The 17,649-nt window shown below is 35.0% G+C and carries 16 protein-coding genes; 11 read left to right on the top strand and 5 right to left on the bottom strand.

Annotation, left to right across the window (positions count from 1 at the left end; all coding sequences use genetic code 11):
- The first annotated feature begins 48 nt into the window (after positions 1-48).
- The 7 genes from IGJ55_RS10375 (at position 49) to IGJ55_RS10345 (ending at position 12,587) form a co-directional block, all read left to right on the top strand.
- Entirely contained in the window at positions 49-4,776 is a 4,728-nt protein-coding gene (locus IGJ55_RS10375) for a phage tail tape measure protein (RefSeq protein ID WP_430606402.1), read from the top strand.
- Positions 4,777-4,787: 11 nt separating this feature from the next.
- The gene (locus IGJ55_RS10370; RefSeq protein WP_430606400.1) at positions 4,788-5,549 is read left to right on the top strand and encodes a distal tail protein Dit; all 762 of its coding nucleotides are present in this window, start codon (positions 4,788-4,790) and stop codon (positions 5,547-5,549) included.
- Entirely contained in the window at positions 5,546-7,468 is a 1,923-nt protein-coding gene (locus tag IGJ55_RS10365; RefSeq protein WP_429949402.1) for a phage tail spike protein, read from the top strand. Before IGJ55_RS10370 ends, IGJ55_RS10365 begins: the two co-directional genes overlap by 4 nt.
- Before the next feature lie 18 nt (positions 7,469-7,486).
- Entirely contained in the window at positions 7,487-10,093 is a 2,607-nt protein-coding gene (locus tag IGJ55_RS10360; RefSeq protein ID WP_429949404.1) for an SGNH/GDSL hydrolase family protein, read from the top strand.
- 97 nt (positions 10,094-10,190) lie between these two features.
- Positions 10,191-10,586: a phage holin family protein gene (locus tag IGJ55_RS10355; RefSeq protein ID WP_430606397.1), complete on the top strand. Its 396-nt coding sequence runs from the start codon at positions 10,191-10,193 to the stop codon at positions 10,584-10,586.
- Positions 10,579-11,334: a peptidoglycan amidohydrolase family protein gene (locus tag IGJ55_RS10350; RefSeq protein WP_430606395.1), complete on the top strand. Its 756-nt coding sequence runs from the start codon at positions 10,579-10,581 to the stop codon at positions 11,332-11,334. Before IGJ55_RS10355 ends, IGJ55_RS10350 begins: the two co-directional genes overlap by 8 nt.
- 683 nt (positions 11,335-12,017) lie before the next feature.
- Complete coding sequence (locus IGJ55_RS10345; protein WP_430606394.1) at positions 12,018-12,587, top strand: hypothetical protein; 570 nt, start codon at positions 12,018-12,020, stop codon at positions 12,585-12,587.
- A 27-nt stretch (positions 12,588-12,614) separates the two neighbouring features.
- On the opposite strand, the gene IGJ55_RS10340 is transcribed toward IGJ55_RS10345, so the two are convergent.
- Positions 12,615-12,785, bottom strand: a complete 171-nt coding sequence (locus IGJ55_RS10340; protein WP_430606392.1) for a hypothetical protein — start codon at positions 12,783-12,785, stop codon at positions 12,615-12,617.
- A 141-nt stretch (positions 12,786-12,926) separates the two neighbouring features.
- On the opposite strand from IGJ55_RS10340, the gene IGJ55_RS10335 reads away from it, so the two are divergent.
- Complete coding sequence (locus IGJ55_RS10335; RefSeq protein WP_430606390.1) at positions 12,927-13,415, top strand: ComEA family DNA-binding protein; 489 nt, start codon at positions 12,927-12,929, stop codon at positions 13,413-13,415.
- A gap of 49 nt (positions 13,416-13,464) precedes the next feature.
- Here IGJ55_RS10335 and IGJ55_RS10330 read toward each other — a convergent pair whose 3' ends face one another.
- Positions 13,465-13,755, bottom strand: a complete 291-nt coding sequence (locus tag IGJ55_RS10330; protein WP_430606388.1) for a hypothetical protein — start codon at positions 13,753-13,755, stop codon at positions 13,465-13,467.
- 141 nt (positions 13,756-13,896) lie between these two features.
- A complete protein-coding gene (locus tag IGJ55_RS10325; protein ID WP_430606386.1) occupies positions 13,897-14,277 on the bottom strand; it encodes a hypothetical protein in 381 nt (126 codons plus the stop codon).
- A gap of 305 nt (positions 14,278-14,582) precedes the next feature.
- Here IGJ55_RS10325 and IGJ55_RS10320 point away from each other — a divergent pair, with 305 nt between their 5' ends.
- From IGJ55_RS10320 to IGJ55_RS10310, 3 genes are all read left to right on the top strand, one after another.
- Positions 14,583-14,867: a hypothetical protein gene (locus IGJ55_RS10320; RefSeq protein ID WP_240604479.1), complete on the top strand. Its 285-nt coding sequence runs from the start codon at positions 14,583-14,585 to the stop codon at positions 14,865-14,867.
- A 192-nt stretch (positions 14,868-15,059) separates the two neighbouring features.
- Positions 15,060-15,890, top strand: a complete 831-nt coding sequence (locus tag IGJ55_RS10315; RefSeq protein WP_430606384.1) for a hypothetical protein — start codon at positions 15,060-15,062, stop codon at positions 15,888-15,890.
- Positions 15,891-16,019: 129 nt separating this feature from the next.
- A complete protein-coding gene (locus IGJ55_RS10310) occupies positions 16,020-16,205 on the top strand; it encodes a hypothetical protein (protein WP_207121379.1) in 186 nt (61 codons plus the stop codon).
- 103 nt (positions 16,206-16,308) lie between these two features.
- On the opposite strand, the gene IGJ55_RS10305 is transcribed toward IGJ55_RS10310, so the two are convergent.
- Both IGJ55_RS10305 and IGJ55_RS10300 read right to left on the bottom strand, forming a co-directional pair.
- A complete protein-coding gene (locus tag IGJ55_RS10305; protein ID WP_069639874.1) occupies positions 16,309-16,779 on the bottom strand; it encodes a hypothetical protein in 471 nt (156 codons plus the stop codon).
- Positions 16,780-16,832: 53 nt separating this feature from the next.
- Positions 16,833-17,465 (bottom strand): hypothetical protein, encoded by a 633-nt coding sequence (locus IGJ55_RS10300; RefSeq protein ID WP_430606381.1) that lies wholly within the window; start codon positions 17,463-17,465, stop codon positions 16,833-16,835.
- Positions 17,466-17,649: the final 184 nt, after the last annotated feature.

Below are 17,649 nucleotides of genomic sequence, written 5' to 3'. Positions count from 1 at the left end.
AATTAGACCATTATCAGATTTAGTAAATGGATCAAAAGGAGGGTAATCATGGGAGCGGCAGGTACACCGATAGGAAATATGGTTATAAAACTTGGGCTTGATGATTCCGACTTTGGTCGTGGAGTTGAAAACTCAAAGAAACAAGTTAGATATTTAGCTAAAGAAATGCAAGCCAATATGAAAATCGCTGATATGGCTGGCAACCAGATGGATAAATTAGGTGCTAGGTATAATGGTCTTACAAATATAATCAGTGCACAAGAAAAGCAAGTATCGTCATTGAAAAAAGCATACGAAGAATCGTTTGTAGATGGTAAAGCCACTGATTCAACAAAAAGGCTCGCAGCACAACTACAAGACGCAAACGGAAAATTAGCTGGTTATAAACAGCAACTCGTTGCGACAGCAGGTTCTTTAGCAGAGCTTGAAGTTAAAACCACTGGCGCCACTGGCGCCATTTATGCTGGTAGTGAAAAAATGATAAGTGCTGGCAAACGAATGGAATCAGTTGGCGGAAGTATGACCAAAGGTTTGACCGTTCCTATTTTAGCAGGAGCAGCGGCAGTTACGACGGCGGCTATTTCTTGGGAGTCAGCTTTTGCAGGAGTAAAGAAAACAAATGATGAAGTAATCGATTCTACAGGAAAAGTCGTTTATTCATATAAAGACTTAGAAGATGGACTACGAGGATTAGCTAAAGAATTACCTTCAAGCCATCAAGAGATTGCAGCTGTAGCAGAAGCAGCAGGTCAGTTAGGGATTGAAACACCTAATGTCGTAAGCTTCACCAAAACGATGATCGATTTGGGAGAATCTACTAACATGAGCGCTGAAACTGCCGCTACTGCTTTAGCTAGATTTGCAAACATTACTCAAATGTCTCAGAGTGATTTTGGTAAATTGGGTTCAGTCATTGTTGACTTAGGGAATAACTTTGCAACTACTGAGTCGGAAATCACTGAAATGGGATTGAGACTTGCTGGTGCAGGTAAGCAGATCGGAATGTCACAAAGTGAAATTCTTGGGTTTGCTGCCGCCTTGAGTTCTGTAGGTATCGAAGCTGAAGCCGGAGGTTCTGCCTTTAGTAAAGTTATGGTGCAAATGCAATTGGCCGTAGAAAAAGGGACTGGAGCATTTTCAGAAGTTGAAGAGACAGCCAATCAAGCCGGTATGAGTATTGGGGAATTTGGCGAAATTATCCTCAAGGGTGGCAAAAATGCTAAAGAACTTGCTGAGGCGTTAGGTACTGATGCTAAAAGTTTGAAAAAAATGTATAAAGAGGCCGACAAATCAAAAACTTCTTTAGAAAATTTTGCTCAAGTTGCTGGGATGACTGGGGAACAATTTTCAAAAGCGTTTAAAGAGGACCCTTCTCAAGCTATCATTAAATTCATTGAAGGTTTAAAGAATGCTGAGAGTCAAGGTACGTCTGCAATCAAAGTGTTAGATGATATGGACATTAAAGAAGTTCGTTTGCGTGATTCGTTACTACGTGCTTCAAATGCTTCAAACGTGTTCTCGGGAGCAATTGAAATGGGTAATAAAGCGTGGGGAGAAAATACAGCCTTAACTGAAGAAGCTAATAAGCGGTACGAAACTACCGAATCTAAACTGAAAATGCTGAAAAATGAAGTTATAGATTCAGCTATTGAATTAGGTGGCCCTTTCGTTGATGCTTTGAGGGATGGACTTCAAGCTTCCAAACCTCTTGTAAAAATGTTAGGAGACTTGGCGAAAGCCTTTAGTGATGCAGATCCTAAAACACAACAATTAGTTGTTAAGCTTTTAGCTACTACGGCTGCTGCTGGCCCCTTGTTTAAGATTACAGGTAAATTAACTGGCGGTATCGGTTCGTTAGGTAAAAGTTTTGTTGAATTATCTGCATCTATGGCGAAGAAAAGAGCAATCACGGAAGCTACAGAAGCATTAGCAAACGGAGCAATTTCTACTAAAGAATTCAGTTCAGCTATGGCAGGCGGCGTCGGTAATGTAACTAAGTTCGGAAGTGCTGCTGCAAGTGCTGGCGGAGCTTCAGGCATAGGAGCAATGACAGCCGCTCTAGGACCGTTAGGACCTGCAATTTTAGGTATTGTTGGTGTAGGCGGTGCATTGGCTGTCGGTTACGGAGCATGGAAGCTGTTTGGTGAAGAGGCTTGGAATTCTTCTCAGCGTGTTGAACGTTGGGGTACTGATGTAGGAGCGGCAACAGATAAGACGTTAGGAAAAATTCAAGATGATACTCAAAAAGCATCAGGTCAATTCGGAATTATGGCGCAAGGTTTCGAAGCAGATTCCGGTTCTATGGTTGCCAATTTTGAAAAAATAGGTCAGACAATTGAGCAAAGCCTTATTAACAAAATAGACGGTTTGGATAAATTAATTAAAGAATTACCTGCTTCTGTTGATATTGGTTTAAAAGAGATGCTTCAACAAGAAAAGAAGAACACAGAAGACTCTTTAAAAATTGTTCAAGAGAACACAGCGAGAATTACAGAAATAAAACAAAATGCCTCTAATAGAGGTGTTGAAATAAGTGCAGCAGAAGCCAAGATCATTAAAGATTTGGCGAAAGGAACGACAACTGCTTATGTTGAAACTTTAGATGTTTCGGCCGAGGAAAAGAAGAAAATCTTAGCTGCTATGAATGCTGATGTTGCTAATGCTACTGAAAAAGAAGCAAAACTATGGCTGCAGTCACTAGGAAAACAAAGACAAGCGGCACAAGAACATGCGACTAAGAGTCGGCAAGAAAAAGAGAAATATCTTCAAGACCTAGGATATAATCTAGATGGCGAATTTGCACAGAAGTTTTTAAAAGCTTGGGATGAAATAAATAAAACAACAGTTGATGGTTTTGATTCTCAGATGGCGACAATTACTGAAAAATATCCTGAATTAATAAACGAGGTATTTTTAGCCAACGGTCAGCTAGTCAGCTCAATGGGTAATGCAAAAGATGCTGCTATATCAACTAATAAAGATATTATATCCAGCGCGAACTCAATGGCAGATAAAGTAGCTGAAAACGCAGAAAAAAACGCAAAAAAAATAGCATGGACTGCTGACGAAAGTGTTAAAAACGGAAAAAAAGCAGCTCAAATGTGGAATAATCTTGTGTTCGATGAAAAGACAGGTGAAGTCAAGTCGAATGTTCGGGAAGTCGTGAAAGATGCTGCGAAAGATTCTGCGACATGGAATCAAATGAGATTTCAGCTTCAAAATGCCGATCTTGATTCAAATGCAAAATTGATTATTGGTGAAGCGGCAATCGCCAATAATTGGTGGGATGGTATGGCTTGGGAAGATAAGCAAGCCGTTTTAAAAGATGAATACAGCCAAACAATGTACAAAGCTTTAGAAGACTCTGGACAATGGAATAAAATGAGCTTGGAACAAAAAACAGCAATTTTATACTCAAATACGCCAGAAGTTATGACTGAAACTATGTTAAACCTTGGCTTATGGAAAGATTTCAAACCTGATGTAAAAGAATTAAAAGCTAAAAACTACGATTTCGTTGAAGTACTATCTAAATCAGAAGGAAAACTGAATCATTGGAATGAGGTTTCTTCTGAAGTTAAAGAAATCCTGGGGGATAATTACGATTTTCTTCAAAAGATATATCAATCTGATGCTTCTTTTAATCGCTGGAAAGAATTGCCTAATGATGAGAAAAAGCTACTAGCTGATGACACGGAATTTTTATCAAAAATATTGACTTCAACGACGAATATGAACAGATGGAATCAGCTTCCCGTGGAACAGAAAAAAATCTTGGGGGATAATTCCGATTTATTGAACAAAGTTTTTGCATCTGAAGAGTCTTATAACGGATGGATTCAACTTCCTGACAATGTAAAAAAGATGTTGGCTGATAATGTAGATTTAAAAACTAAACTAGCAGATGGTACTATCAGTTTGGATCAATTTAACAAAATAGAGCCGTTATTGAAATCTTTGTTAGGTGACTCATATAGTGTTGACCAAGCGGCAGCTACAGGTGTAAATTCTATAAATGTTTATGACAAAAATAATGCTGCAACCAAAAAATTACTAGGCGATCCGTTAGGTGTATTAAATGCAACTAGTTCTGGTGGAAGTGCTTTAAATATTTACGGATTGAACAATCCTGCTGACAAATACCTTACAGCTATTGATCAAGCAAGTGGACCAGCGTGGAATGCAAATTCAGCCGTAGAAAGTTTCAAAAATCAACCAGACGTAATTACTAAAACTCTCAGGGTTGCTGCTGAAACAGCTGGAGCATCTGTTGGTCAAGCGATGAAAGCATTTGGTTATGCCAAAGGTACTAATTTCCACAAGGGTGGAGATATGATCGTTAACGACCAGGTCGGACCATTGTACAAGGAGATTGTCCATGAACCGGGGAAAGAACCTTATATTCCAACAGGGCGTAACGTTCTAATTCCAAATGCTAAAAGAGGTACAAAAGTATACAGGGCAAGCCAAACTAAATCGATAATGAAAAGATCGGATATTCCACATTACGCTGAAGGAGTTGGTGTGCCTAGAAATTCAACAATGGTACAAAATTTAAGTTATTTCACAGGGGGAAAAGAACAAGTAATCGTAAAAGATAATAAATCAGATTTGATTCTGGCGATTAATAGTTTAAAAGATGTGATTTTAAATAAGAATAATTCGGAAAAACCTATGAATATAAATTTGAGGCTAGGAGAAAGAGACTACAATATGTTTATCCAGGACATATCAGTAGTCCAAGGAAAAGAAATTGATATTCAATCGAGTTTTTAGGAGGCGATAATTTGTATGATTTTAAATCTATTTTAGAAATTATGGAGTTACCTCAAAAGGCGATGACTTATGACGGTAAATACTTAGAAAATCAAATACCTGGCTATCTGACATTAGATGTTGCTGGACGCGAATCTTTAGACACCGACATACAGACAGATGAAATCCATGTTGGATCAATCATTTCTAACCAGAAGCTTAAAAGCAAAACGTTAATTGTTGAGTACGGATTGACGTTCGAAAACTATGAGGACTCACAATTCAAATTTAACAAGATTAAACAGTTTTTGTTTAGAAGAGAGGATGTTCCGATCGTATTTAATGACGAAAACGGGATATTGTTTTACGGAAGACTGTCCCTAATGCAACAACCGACTTATCACACAAATGAATTTGCAACTGGAAAGATTGAACTTTTCTGTCAAAATCCTTTAAAGCATTCAAGAATAAAAGAATTTAGTAATGTTATTACAATGGATAGCCCTATTGAGACAACTCCCCAAAAAATCAAAGTAAAATTATCAACTAATTCAAGTATAAAAATAACAAACAAAAGATCAGGAGCTAAAATCAAAATTACAAGCGCAGCCATTTATAGTGATAATTTAGTTGAATTTGATTTTGAACACGGGAAAGTGTTTGTAAACGGAGCAGACAGAACAGCTATTTTAGATCTAGATAGTGACTTCGAAAATTTCTATATCCATCGTGGAGACGAAATAATTTGTAATAACGGAGTAATGACAATATATGCAAATGAGGTGTATCTATGAAAATAACCAGTTCGGTCTATTTTTTCGACGACAGACAACGATTTATTCGTATGGTGACTAAAAAATTTTTGACACAAAATATACAGGAAAAAGAAATCACTTCAGATAAATCTGAATTGCTTAATGATAAATTGACGGTTTCAGTTGTTTTTGATAAAGGAATTGAAGAAGCAGCTTATATGGCTGTAAAGGAAAACGATGGTACATTTTCTTTATATTCGATCATAAATTCTGGAGATGAGAATAACAGGAATCATTTTGTAGGTATTAATTTTGCGGTCAAAGAATTGGAAGGATTTATTGTCAAAGATATTAGACCGCAAAAAAAACCAATATCAGTTGTTGCCAGTCAAATAATGAATGCTACGGATGGCGAATGGAGAGTTGGCTATGCGAAACCGAATTTGCCAATCATTACTGATACATTCTATTATTTGTCTGTAAAAGATGCTTTGAAGCAACTCCAAACTCATGGTTGCGAGATTCTTTTTAAATGCAAAATTGAAAACAACAAAATCACTGATAAATATATAGAAATCTATGACGAAATTGGTAGTGCATCAAATAAAAGATTTGTTTATGGTAGTACCGCATTATCTGTGGTCAAAGAACAGGACAGGTCCGAAATATATACCTCTCTCATTGGTCGTGGTAAAGGCGAAGAAGTGGGTGATGGCTATGGGAGACGGTTAGAATTTGCTGGAATAGAGTGGAAAACAACTGCAAACAAGCCAGTAAACAAACCTAAAGATCAAAATTGGATCGAATTATCTGAAATGACAGAAAAATACGGTATACCTTTAAAAAATGGGAAAATGAGAAAAAGAGAAGGCGTTGTTGTTTTTGAGGATATTGAAGATGCTGAGGAACTATTACTTAATACATACAACGCATTAATAGAAATGAGTCGTCCGTTAATCCAATTCAAAACAGAGGTAATTAGTGGTGATGAAATTGGAAATACTATTCAAGTCCACCGATACGATAGAGATTACCATTACAGAGCTAGAATTTTTAGTGTGGTCATTGACCGGCTAACAGGTAAGGTTAACTCTGATATTGGAGATAACTTAATAAAAAAATCTTCTATTAAAACTTCTTCTGATTTGAAACTAGACTTAAAACGTGTAGAAGATACCAAGCCTTCTTTTTACACAGCTGAGCAAATCGCGCAATGGCAAACGGATATCATTCGAGGGCTCAAAGGTGGATCTTATGTTGTTCTCACTGAAGCTGATCTAGGAATTTCCGATGAAAGGATCCCATATTGCTCAGTTTGGATGAACGGTAAATCTCTTGAAACAAGCAATCATTTCTTGGTTGCGAATAGCGAAGGGATTGGATTTATTGATGGTGATTTTAATTTAGATAACTTTCATACAGCATGGACAATTGATGGGGTTTTAAATGCTAGGTTTATCCAAGTTGGTAGATTAGGCGGAGAACAGGTATTCTTGGATTTGGATACAGGTGAAGTTTTCTTTGCAAAAGGATTTATTAAGTCAAAGAATGGAAACTTAAAAATCGATATCACAGAAGGTATTATAGAAGGTCCAATTATTAGAAGCTACACGTACGGCAAATCTAGTGGAATACAAATTCAATCTGGAACAATGTATATTGTAGGATCAAATGGATCTACTTTAGGAAGAGTCGGAACAGCTTCCTTATTCGGTAACGATATGACTATTGCAAACAATAAAGGAAAACAAATGGTGATCGGTACTGAAGAAGGAAACAATATCGGTACACTTATGCAAATTCCAACTGACTCAACAGTATCTAATCCGAAAATGAATCATTACGGAACTCATAACTTCGGTTTTGCAAAGGTAAAGTTTGGACTAGGCTCGTTAAAATTACCGATCGAGATTAATTCAGATGGAACAGTCGCTAGGTATTATAATGTCGAATGGTAGGAAGGGAGAAATGAACATATGGCAATAGACCAGTTCAAGACAGTAGACGTTGTTATTACAAATATTAATGAGGATTATATACCTCAACAATTAGTAGTACAAGGAGAACGATCAGGGAGATCAATGACCTTACAAATTGCCAACGGTGGGAAGATCGAAAATCAAGCAGGCATATCAGTCAATCTTGGGTGGTCGCACGATACGGTTAAAAACAACGATGGTGAAAAGTTGCAAGGATTAGATGCTTTTCAGGCGATAGATAAAACAAAAGGACTGTTTCGTTTAGACTATCCTGCCAGTATGGTTCAACCAGGGCAAATCACTGCCGTCATACAAATTATAAGTTCGTATTCCGACACCAGAAGCAAGCCGTTTAAAATAAAAGTCGAGAGAACGCCGTTTGACAGTAAAGCTGTTGAGAGCGAAAACTCTTTTACTGCATTACAAGAAGCATTAGGAACCGTAAATAAATATGATGGTAAAATAGGAGATTTGGAATACAACAAGGCAGAAAAAAAAGATTTAGTTAATACAGAGAATAAAGTAAACGATAAAATAGAAAAACTTGAATATAAAAAAGCTGAAAAATCCGAATTACTAAATGTGGAGAATAAAGTAAACAATCTGGGAAGTGCTACGCCAAAAGAAACCTTCAGTTCGCTTAATGCTTTGCAGACTAAGTATCCAAGCGGTTCTAATTTTGCGATGGTGGTTTTAGAAGCAGATGGGAAAACCGGTTATGTTTATTTGTGGGATGGAAGCAGCTGGCAGAAAGGAGCTTTGTATCAAGCTCAAGGATTAGCAGATAAATCGGTTTCGTCAGCTAAAATATCCGATGCGATAAACATGAAAAACTATCCGTTTTCTCCTAACTCTTCTTTTGAGTTTGAGAGACACCAAGCAGCAATTTTGGATATAAAATTGTATGATGCAGATATAAACAAAGATTATTGTATTGCTGGACTGTTTAAAAACAACGACAAAGGAGTATGGCGTATCTTTTTAAATACCTTTGACCAAAAAACAGGGATAGTCGGCGACAATGTGGCATTGTGGCAAGTAACTAACTATATCCCTCAGAGTAATATCGAGACAATTGAACTAAACAAGGCAGCTGGTGGATTTGATGCAGAAATAACAATTGATTGGTCAAAATTACTTGATGGTGATGTATTAGGAACGGGCGTTCACGGCGCAAAATTATTGATTCATAAATTAAGATATATCGATAAGTTTGAGGATGTGCAAAAATTCCCTTTTGCAAACGATGCTATTGTTGGAACAGATAGACTAAAACAAGCGTTGCTAGATGTAAAGTTAATAGGGGCTGATGTAAATAAAGATTACGCTATAGGTGGTTTATTCAAAAACAGCAATAGCAGATGGCGCTTGTTAGTATTTGAGTATGATAAAGCAACAGCTAAATTAGGAAACTTAGTTTCCGAGTTTAATACCACAAATTACGTACCAAGTGCCGACATCGAAAGGTTAAAATTATCAACAACGATTTACGAAGGTACGTTCATCTCAGAAATTTTGATCGATTGGTCAAAGCTAAATGATGGTGATTTATTTGGTACAAATGTTAATGGTGATATCTTAATTTTTGACAAGCGGTGTACAGTTGCTAGTGCAACAAGTAAGGTACTCCCCAAAACGTTATATCCGACAAAAAATGACAACACAAATTTTCCAAATTATGCTTATTTTCTCGGAAATTGGGAAAAACGTAAAATTAGAGATTTGGATGTGATGTCCTCGACATTGCCGTCATGTGGTATGATGCTTGGTTTTTATGGTCAAAAATTAGAAGGCTTATTTTACAAAGAAACAAACGGTATAAAAATTACAGTCAGAATCGATAACGGTGAACCGTTTGAGATGTGGATAAACGACGACAACACCCCTACGCTCATAGCTGAAAATTTGACATCAGAAGAACATGTTGTCGAGATTTATCAAGATCCTTGGTTTGGTAAATCTATGACAGATAAACATAGTTTTTATAATTATAAAGGATGTATAAATGTACAAGGTTTTGTACAAGATACTTATCCGATATTTACACCAGGCACAGATAATGTTTTTTATTTTTACGGAGATAGTTTCACGGCCGGAGGTGGCGCTAACTTAGCTCAAAGCTATGCAACGTTTTGTTCAGACTATTTAGGAGCGCAAGCTATACGAATAGCTCAAGGTGGTGCAGCTTTGGTTGAGCGATCTGATAGACTGTGGGTTCCAACCTTACCGGAATTTGCGTTTCATTCATCAGTTGGCAAAAGAGCAAGACCTCAACAAGCAAATATTGTGTTTATTAATATAGGCACTAATGACACGCCTAGTGCAGTGTCATTAGAAAAATACGAATCTGTTATGATCGAATTTTTAACACACCTAAAGCAACGTCACCCAGGAAGTCCGATAGTGTTAATGAATGATTGGTTAAAAAAATATACTACCGCTTGTCAAAATGCTGCAGTTAAAGTTGAAGGGGTTTATTATGTAGATGTTTCTACATGGGTATATGATAAACTCCCAGATTTACATCCTACATTACAAGGTCACCAACAAATCGGCCGATACTTAGCTAACAGTGTCACAAGTATTTTCAGAGGTGAAATATGAATTTAATCAAAGTTTTTAGGAATGACTGTTTGATGGTCATTCCTTTTTAGTTAGTTTTGATTTATATAGTTTTTAAAATAATGAAAAGGTGGTAATTATGATAGTGTTTAAATATTTAGATCAGTTTGTGGCTGATGCGGATCACAAGGCAATTTATGTCTTGATGTTAATTTGTATTGCAATGGGGATTGATTTCCTTAGTGGCACTATAGCAGCTAAGATTAACCCTGATATTGAGTTTTTGAGTAAGGTAGGTATTAACGGGATTTTGCGTAAAGTGGCAAGCATGGTGCTATTGATGTTTTTCATCCCTTTGGCTCCATTGATCCCCGGAGGGGCAGGAGTAGGGCTTATTTATGTTTTATATGTTGGGTATCTATTAATGGAACTAAAATCAATTCTTGAGAATTATAAAAAAATGGGAATTGGTACGGAGTTGTTTGAAGATTTTATCAAGAGTATTAAAAACGGAAAGGATGATCAAGATGGCTAATATTAATGCGATGATCAAGTGGATGTCGGATAGACAAGGCAAAGTCAGATACAGCATGGCAGCTCGTTTAGGTCCTAATAGCTATGACTGTTCCAGCGCAGTTTATAATGCACTGATTGCTGGCGGATTTTTAAAAGCTGGATCAACGGGGAACACCGAGACATTGTTTAACGACTTAGAGTGTAACGGCTGGCAACAAGTCCAATCAGTAAACGGCAACTATCCAGCTAAAAAGGGAAATATTTTTATCTGGGGTACTCGTGGCCACACGCTAGGAGCAGCAGGTCACACAGGTATCTTTATTGATGATAACGACAATATTATCCATTGTAATTTTGGCTTTGATGGTATATCAGTCAATGATCATGATTATATCTGGGGATACAACGGACAGCCGGCAATCACTATTTATCGATATACTGGCAATACTGGTGGCAATCCAAAACCAAGTACGCCAAAACCGATCGAGCCAACACCACAAGATCCTAATAAAAGAATCGATATGAGTGGTGTATTTTATCCAGATAGACAGTTAGCAGTCAGCGTAGACACAAATCCTGATGATGCAGTAAGTCCAGCTTTAGACTATTACAATGCAGGTATGGCAATCTCGTATGATAGCTATATTATGACTAACGGTTTTGCGTGGATCAGTTACGTTGCTAGTAGTGGTAACCGTCGCTATGTTGCTGTTGGTCCAGATGATGGACGTATCGATACAACATGGGGTAGAGGTTTCTTTAATTAAAAAAATAGCCCTCCTTGGTTAGGAGGGCTTATACATAGTTCTTGATAAAGGGATTTTGGGAGATATAAGAGAGGTGAATGGAGAGGTATTTTGATAGTATTAAAACAACCTTATTGTAAAAAATAATTGTAAACACTATAATTCCGTGTTATCATAATTCTATAGAACTAGTTTTTTTGAAGGGAAAGTTTACATTTGCAAACGAAGACTGCTACTCTTGAAGAGGATAAAGACATACGTATTTTTCAAAGAGATAAAAACAAATCTGATCTATATGTATTTGTATTTGAAATAGTTTGGTTTATGGTTACTTGTTCGATATCTTTATATAAATTCGATAAACTGTATAATTCTTCAAAGGATTATACAGACGTTGCTTATTTTGTATTAATTTTTGCGCTACCAATTTTAATTAAGCATGTATTGAGATTGCACTTTTACCAAACTTTAAGTGAATTTACTAATAAGTATATTATTGTCTTTTATTGGATAGCTAACGTAATATTTATAGCATCAGGCGCTTATTTTTTACTGATAATGCTACTGTTAAGTAACCACGATTTTAAAATAGACTTGTTTGTATACGTTATTACTTTATGTTTTCATATTGTTGTCATTATACTAGGATTGTATGATAAACTAATGGTGAAGATGAAACCAAATTTAGAAGGAGGTAATTAATAATGTTATTATTCTGGATGGTTATTATGTCGTTAATTACACTTGTATTGTTTGTAGGTGTACTATTTGCGGTAACTTTGTCATACACCAATGACATTCAAATTAGTTTCGTGATATTAGTTACCGAAATTGGAGATTTTTTATTCGTTAGGAAGAAAAAGAAGATTGAAGCATTTCAATCTGAAATTGATAACGACTTGAAAAAAAGATTAAAACGAGTTGTTAAAAAGAAAGATAGCGAATTAATGGAATTATTCTCGATGAGTAGAGAAGAGGCCTCAAGTTTTAAGGCTCAAATACAAAGGGATTTAAATGACAAAGATATTCATTTTGTCACGAAAGATGAAGTTAAACTGTTTTTAGAAAGTGAAGATTTATTAAGCTTTATAGGTAGTTACAAATCCTCTCTGGAAATCTTTTCTAATAAAGAAAATATACAAAAATTTAAAAAAGAGTCACGTAATAACAAGATAAGTAGAATAAAACAATATGAAGAGGTCTACGAATATCGAATTAGCAAAGATAAAGGGAGTTTTGATAACTTTTTTGATGAAAAATATAGAGTATGTTAAACCCTATCAATTTCCGATAGGGTTTTTTTATACACTTGTATCACATAACTTAGCAATTATATCCTCAATATCTAAACTCAAAACTAACAACCTATACAACTCTAAAGCATCCTCTAAACGCTCAAACTCCCAACGAGCTGATCCGCTGTCATTAACCAATCCTACTACGTTACCATCCAATATAATTATCTGATCCACATAAAAACCTCCTTACGTATAAGTACGCAAAGAGGGGAGGGGATTATTTTACTATGAAAAATAGTTTATAGATTACTAATTGACATGTATTTCAATCCATGGCAGTATTGATATATATTATAAGATGAGAGGGAAGATGAAATGAATAAAAAGAATTTGTTAAAAAAAGGAATATTTGCTCTACTTTTAAGTTTAATTTTTGTAGTCAACACAAATCAAGTAGCAGCGGCTGAGAAGGTAGACATTAATAATGCATCTCATACTGAACTACAAAAAATTTCAGGTGTAGGTTCAGTTATTGCAAAGCGTATAATCGAAGCTCGTCCCTATAGTTCTTTAGATCAACTAAGACGAGTAAAAGGAATTGGAGATGTAACGTTACAAAAAATTAAGCAACAAGAATTAGCATATGTTTTAGATGAAAAAGAAAATGATGTAAGATATACCGTTTACTATTATCTTGTAATAAATCTTGAAGATCCATATGAAAGTACAGCTTCAAGAGAAATATATGAAGGAAAGTATATATTTGATACGAAAGAGGAGGCGACAGAATGGATTATAGCTTACGAACTTGAACAAAAAGAAGAAGGTTACTTCGCATACTATGTTGGTGTTTCTGAATATTGATAAACTTAAACTTTTTGAAAATGAAAAATCCCTACTATATAAGTAGGGACTAAGCTATGTTTGACATGGGTTTTAAAACAAACTCACGGACAAAGCTATCAGGATTTTTAACAGCGAATTTCTCGATCACGAATTGTTTCCGATCATTGTAATGACCAAAGGTAGCAAGTTCAAACTTTCCATCCTCTAGAAAAAGAATAAGGTTAGCTAGTTCTTTCTTGCTGACTAAGCAATTTATGTCAGTAGAAGGAGTGTGTAGTGTAAAACGCACTAGCATATCAGGGAATGACTTTATAACTCTAATCTTATCAATTACACCTACATAACTATTTTTGTTCATAATATTCGCCCTCCTCAGCGTTTAAATAGAATGTGAATTTATCCAATCCAACTTCATTAATTAGTCGCTGACCACAACCCCATATATAATTTTGGAATTCTTGATAGGTCAGTAGACCGGATTCGTATTCTTCAATTAAGTTCATACGTTGTACCATTTCCTGAAATCAAACAGTTCTACATTCCGAATCTCATCATAATGCACTTTTGTGTCATTGACGATATAACCTAACTCATCGAATCCTTCGATAAATCCTATAGTATCATCAAAATATTGACCTTCGGCATCCTTGATTTCCAGCTGAATAACAACCTGTCGGTTATTATTAAAAGCAAATTCAAGTATTTGTTCAATCTCTCCAAAGGTCATTTTCCTTTTTTGTGGGACTATTTTATGGACTCGCTTGTTTTCTTCGTGTACGCTATTTGCATGCTCTGATATAATAAATCCTTGCCACTTTTTCATGCCTCGATCATGGTATTGCAAAAAATAAGGATCTGATAAGTCAATGTGATCTGTCATGATAAACACCATCCTTTTATATGCTTTTATTATACGAACGTTAGTTCTTTTTGTCGAGAATAAGATAGTTTTCATTTTGATTAAATAACGTGATTTTAATTTATTCGTGGGCACGGTCGTGGGCAGTACATCAAAATAATGACGATTAAATACGATTTTATAAAGCTTTGAATAGTCGGAAATACTCGTTTCTTTATTAATAAATAACGTATAAAACAAACTCGTAACGCGTAGGTCGTAGGTTCGATTCCTACAGCTGGCATATTTTCTTGATAGAACATGAGAGTGGACATTGAAGCGATTTCGTGTATCATAAAGATATGGAAACTCATACAGGACTTTTAACCCACATCAAGGTGTTTAAAGAAAAGCCATATGCTATAACAGGCATGCTAATTTGGGAAAACGATATCTGTATTAATTGCGTCATCAAAAATAGACCGTTTGCCACGTATGTCCTATCGCTACCGATGCACCAATATGAAATTGAGGTAAAAGGAAACTATAATAGCAGAGGACAATTTGATGTAAAACATATGCGCATCGTGAACATAGATAGCTATATTGCTTTGATAGGAACACCAGAATGAGAGGTTGGGACTTAATCCCAACCTTTTCTATTCTATTATGCTACGAGTCTAGTTAACGAATACGGTTAGGTTTTATAGTATTAAAACTAAATCAAGAAAAATAGGTTAAAATTAAAAACATTTATAAAAAAGCTAGATACTTAATGTTGATTAGGTTATCCTTAAAGTAAATAAAAATTAAGGAGATTTCAAATGGAAGTTTTTTTAAGTTGGTCTAAAAAACCTAGCCAGCAATACGCAGAAGTGTTTCACAAATTTTTACCGATAGCACTCCAACATGTTAACACTTTTATGTCAACACATAGTATAGAGAAAGGGGATAATGGTACATCAAAAATATTTGATACTCTTTCAGAAACTGGAGTGGGTATATTATTTTTGACACCAAATAATATACAAGAGTCGTGGTTAAATTTTGAGGCTGGAGCACTTTATAAAGGTGTTAGAAAAAACAGGGTTATGCCATTGCTATTTGATGGAGACAAAGATTTATTAAAGGGACCGATTACTAATCTTCAAGCAGGGATATACAATAAGGAAGAAGTATTTTCTATCTTTGAGGTAATCAATAATATGTCAAGTAGTGAAAAAATTGATCCTGAAAGGCTCAAAAGCTCATTTGATTTAATATGGCCGAAAATAGAAAAAGAGGTAATGGATGTCTCCAAAAATACAGAATATTCTAACGAAGAGTTAGAAGTAGATAATACTGAGTTGAAATTCCAACAAATATTAGATGAGCTTCAAAAATTAAAAAGTAATAATTCTAAAAGTTTCGAAGTCCAAAAGTTTAGTGAAGAAGACAGTAGACAATTATATAAGGTTTGTGAAGAATTTTTTTCCAATCATGAACCAACGGATCCTAAGATAGATTCTATAATAATAGATGTAGTGAATAATAAATTCAAGAAAGCGAAGCTAAATGACAAACTTTCAGTTTACAATATTATGAAATTTTATCAACACAATGTATATTCAAAAGAATTAGAACCTAGTGAGAATACTTCTGGAATCATTGAATAAACTAATTTTGAAGGTTCAATGCTTTAATAGTTTTAACTAATAATTTGTGAAACAAAGACATAATTTTTGTGTATTTACAAAAAAGAGCCTACACTTAACTTATAACTAAGGATATAGGAGGAATGCATCATGTCAGAAAAAGTTGATAAAATTACAAAACTAGCGAATGAAGCGAAAAAAGAAGTCGAACGTTTAGAAGATAAACGTCAAACAAATCTTGGTAACTCAATCAATTATATTGAAAATGAATTGCAAATCCAACGTTTATATGCTCAAATCGAAGCTTTTGAAGAAGTTTTGGATATTGTAAAATAATGACTTAACAACGTAACGATAGTCAAAACAATTAGAAATAATGAAAGAAAAGGAAACTAAGTATGTTTTCTCTTCTTTCATTATTTTTTTACAGAATACTTGTCTATTTTCTATGAAAAGTAATACCATTTGTCATCTGATCTGTCTCTGGAACATACGTATAAATAAATGGTTGAGGGTTTCCAGGGACAGTTACGCTATCTATATCCCATAATATGGTAAAGGTATTGTTGCTTTCAGTATAACTTGTTACTTTATATGTTTGTCCGTTGGTAATAATAGTATTTTCTGTAATGGTTACTTCAAGATCTTGTTCCCCATTGTTCCCTATCCAAGACCCTCTTAAATTTTGTGGAGTGGTTGCTGTTATTTCTGATGGTTCTGATTCTTTGCTAGATTGTTCTGAGGCTTCAGGTACTTCAGATACTTTGTCAGTCGAAACTATAGTAGAAGAAACAATAGAGCTATTTTTTGTTGCTGAATGTTCCGATGATTTTTTTGTAGAATCAGTAGTTTGCTTAGTACAACCAACTGTAACTAGTAAAAGTGTGATAAGCATAATTGTTTTTTTCATTTTATTTAATTCTCCCATTCAATTTAATTAGCATTAATCAATGCATGAATTCGTTATTTAAGCGTTTCCTGAGCGCGATCTTGAATCAGCATTAGATCGTAACTGCCATCATATGAAATAAAAGATACATGATGAATATGCAGTGAAGAATCAATTTTTGGCAAATCAGTCACCAACCTTTTCGCAGCATCGAGTACAATTGCTGTAGTTTCACTTCCTTCAGGAGAACCTTGAAACGCGCCAGTAATGATTTTGTCACTCTCAATTGTATCTGGTAATATCGTAACCGAATATTCATAGCGGCCAGTATCATTATTAAATGAATCGTTTGAAATGGTGTAGTGAGCACCTGTTATTGGATAGTTGGCAGTAAGATAGCTTGTAAGGTCAAATGTTTGAGCTGCAGAGGGCGTATTTTCTGGACTATTCTCCATTTCAGATGCTTGCTCTGGTAAATTTACAGTTGCATCCATGTCAGTTGTTTGAGTAGTTGTGGTATCACTAGAAATACTTGTTTTTACTGATGAAATTTTACTCTTTTCTGTTTTTATTTTTTCAGAAGAAGCGGTAGTTTGTGCGGTACTTGTTGAAGAATCACTTGCCTCTTTTTTTGCTGTACTAGTTGGTTGCTTTGAACATCCAACTGTAAATAGGACCATTAATAGTAATACAACGGAATTTTTCATTTTTTTACACCTTTCATAAATTTATTTTTGTTTGCCTAACCAAATAATAGCTGATGAATCAAAACAATTTTTCAGTTTTACTCCTATCTGTAATGTTTATGTAATAATTGTAATATAAAATGTTTTTTCGTAACATAGAAAAGCAACTTCTTAATATTTTCTTAAGAAATAACTAAAATTAGCT

Source organism: Enterococcus sp. AZ170, assembly GCF_050545135.1.
Taxonomy (GTDB): Bacteria; Bacillota; Bacilli; order Lactobacillales; family Enterococcaceae; genus Enterococcus_L; species Enterococcus_L ureilyticus.
This window is presented reverse-complemented; position numbering and strand designations above follow the sequence as displayed.